The following is a 3,128-nucleotide window of genomic DNA, read 5'->3' as shown; positions in this document are numbered from 1 at the left end:
CCGCCGGGTTCGCCGGGCCCGCCGGGTTCGGCGCCGGCCCCGCCCATGCTCCCGCCCGCGCTCGACTCCGGTCGCGACACCGCCGTCTACGGCCGCATCGCGCCGCCGCCCTCCCGCTCCCGTCGTACGGTCGGGGAACCGGCGTACATGAAGGCGGTCGGGGCGCTGCTGCGCAGTGGACGGCGCCCGCCGGACGAGGAGTTGCACCGGCAGGCGCTGGTCCGGGCCGCCGCGGAGGGCGCGTACCCCGGATTCGTCCTGGCGCGGCGCGGAACCGGACCCGTGCCGGGAAACCCGCACACGGTCATCACGGAGGCCGTACGGTCCGGCCGTCACGCCGATGCCCACGCGCTCGCCGCACAGCACGAGCAGAGCGCCGCCCTCGCTCACGGGCCCGCCTCCGAGGAGGCGTTGCACTGGGCCGAGGTCCGCGCGGACCTGGCGATGCTGGCCGGGGACGCGGCGCTCAGCTGCCACATCTGGTTGGCGGTGGCCACCGCACGGCTCAACACCGGCCAGGCGGCGGACGCTTCCTCCGTCGAGACCGCGGTGGACCGGGCGCACCATCAGTGGGGTCGGATCGGCGACCCGGAGCGGGCCCGCGAACTCGGTCTGTCACTGGCGGAGTTGCGCAGCCGGGTGCCCGGACGACGGGAGGGCGCCCTGGATCATGTGCGGCGGCAGTTGAGCCAGTTGCAGACGCAGAACTGAGCCGGCACCGACCGGATCTGTCCTTGCCCTTCCGCTTCCGCCCAAGAGGACGCAACCGTTGTCGACCCCTCCCCGTGGAGCAACAGCGGTGCCATGATGGTGAGTTATGGCTGAGGGGGATGGTGTGGCCAACCAGGGCATTCGGATCCGGCTGGACGACACCGCGAGCACGAGTGACATCGGTGCGCTGCGCAAGTGGCTGGAGCGGGAGAAACCGCTCGACGAGCGGGCGCGCGCGGGCGATCTGCAGATCCAGGAGCGGCCGAGGACGGACGAGTCCGGCACCCCGATGGGTCTCGGGATGGACATCGTCGTCCTGATCGTCGGCGCGGGTGCGGGCGCGATCGCCACGGAACTGCTGGACCAGGTCAAGAAGGCCGTGTCGGCCTGGCGGGCCAACCGGCGTGACGTCGAGGACGGCGCACCGCCCCAGGCCAGAGTCGAATCGGTGAACCTCGACGACAGGTAGACCGGTGATCCGTTTCGACCCGCGGGGGAGACCCGACAGGGCGCTGCTGGTCGGCGTGTCCGAGTACGACCACACGGATCCGCCGCACGGCGTGCCCGGCGATCTCCCGGCGGTCAAGCTCAACGTGAACCGCCTGCGTGAAGTGCTGGCACGCGGGCGGGTGTTCGGCGAGCACGAGATCACGGTCGCCCGCTCGCCGTCCCTGGAGGACTTCGAACGGGAACTGCTCTCGGCCGCCGCGGAGGCGAAGGGGGTGCTGCTGCTCTACTTCGCCGGGCACGGCGCCATCCCCAGCGCGGGCGACGAGTTGTTCCTGCAGATGCGCAACGCGCGCGTGGTCGCGGGCGGGCAAGCCGTGTTCCCGGGTGCGGAGCCCTTCACCACGGTGCTGGCGATGCTGGCCACCAGCCAGGCCCGGCGGATCGTGGTGATCCTGGACTGCTGCTTCGCGGGCAACGCGGCCTGGGTCCGGGAGACCCTGAGCGACAAGCACCGCCTGCTGCTGATGAGCGTCCAGGCCAACCACCGTATCGGTGCGGACGATCCGCGGACTCCGACGCCGTACACCGCCGAACTCGTCCGGCTCCTCGACGAGGAGGGCGAGACGGGTTTCCTGGACCTCTCCGAGCGGATACGGGAGCGGATGGCCGCCCGCGGCCTCACCACCATGCGCCGCGAAGCGTGGGAGCCGCTGTGCCGTGCGGAGCCCGGCGAGGACGTCCTGCTGGCGGCGAAGCCGCGTACCCCGGAGCGGCACGCGGGACCAACGGGACCGGAGATAAAGGACAAACCTGCGGAGGAACCCGGAAAGCGCCCGAACCCGGCTCCGGCTCCGGCTCCGGCTCCGAACCCGGCTCCGGCCCCGCACCCTAGGAGAACCGGCGCAGCCCCGGACACGCCCGTCACCACACCCACACCCACACCCGAACCGACGTCCGGTTCCGGGCTCATGCCCGGCGACGCCGACGCACCACGGACCTCGCTCACGGTCCGGCTCCTCGACCGCCTTCGCGGCCTCCGGGGGAAGGACCGGACGGGCCGATCAGACCGCTCAGGAACGACGGGTGGAGCGGGTTGGCGGAGGACCTCCTGGGCCGTCCCCCTCCTTGGCCTCTTCTCCCTCGCCCTCCTCACCGTCGGCACCTACGGCGTGATCGAGCTCGTCGGGCACCTCCGGGGCGACACCGCCACCGTCTGCTCCCCACCGCTGGAATTGCGCGTCCTGGCCGACCCCGACCTGGAGACGACGATCCGTGCCGCCGCCGACGCCCATCTGACCTCGACGGCGAACACCCTGGACGACGGCTGCCGCCGCACCGGCATCACCGTCTACAGCGCGGGCTCCTCCGACGTGGTCACCGCGCTGCACCGGCAGACCGCCGCCTGGCGGGAGCCCCCGGACGAGGACGTCAACCCGCAGCGGGACATCGGTCCGCAGCCGGACATCTGGATTCCCGCCTCCCGCGCCGACTTCGCCCGGGTCATGGAGGACCGGGACACCGACCCGTGGGCCGTCCTGGAGGCCGCCGACGAGCCGCTCGCCTACTCCCCGGTCGTACTGGCCGTTCCGCGGGCCATCGCGGCCGACACCGTGGAGAGCCGTACCGACCTGACCCTGAACCGCATGATCGAGGACCTGTCCGAGCGGGACGAGAAGGCCGATGTGCGGCGCCCCGACCCGGAGTTCACCGCCGTCGGGCTGCTCGCCACGATCGGTCTGTACGGCGGTGACGCGTCCGTCGCCGCCGCCGAACAGCTGGTCGCCCAGTCGGGCCCGCCCTCCCCCACCGCCGCCGAGCTGCTGTGCACGCTGCCCGACCGCGAAGACGTGGACAACCACACGGCCGCCCTGGTCCCCGAGTTCCTGATGCGCAGCGGCGTCGGCTGCGACAGCACCACGCGCACCCGCCGCACGGCCCAGTACCCCAAGGACGTCCCCGGCGTGGCC

The 3,128-nt window shown here is 72.6% G+C and carries 3 protein-coding genes; all 3 read left to right on the top strand.

Going from position 1 to position 3,128, the window contains the following annotated elements; all coding sequences use genetic code 11:
* The coding region (locus AOK11_RS37545) for a hypothetical protein (protein ID WP_055598101.1) at positions 1-711 on the top strand (711 nt) is incomplete at its 5' end.
* A gap of 106 nt (positions 712-817) precedes the next feature.
* Positions 818-1,180: an effector-associated constant component EACC1 gene (locus AOK11_RS37540; protein WP_055598100.1), complete on the top strand. Its 363-nt coding sequence runs from the start codon at positions 818-820 to the stop codon at positions 1,178-1,180.
* Between the two features lie 4 nt (positions 1,181-1,184).
* On the top strand, positions 1,185-3,128 hold a 1,944-nt coding region (locus AOK11_RS37535; RefSeq protein ID WP_055598099.1), incomplete at its 3' end, for a caspase family protein.

It is taken from the genome of Streptomyces hirsutus, assembly GCF_001418415.1.
GTDB lineage: Bacteria > Actinomycetota > Actinomycetes > Streptomycetales > Streptomycetaceae > Streptomyces > Streptomyces hirsutus.
Note: the sequence above shows the minus strand (reverse complement) of the source record. Positions and strands in the feature narration are given on the sequence as shown.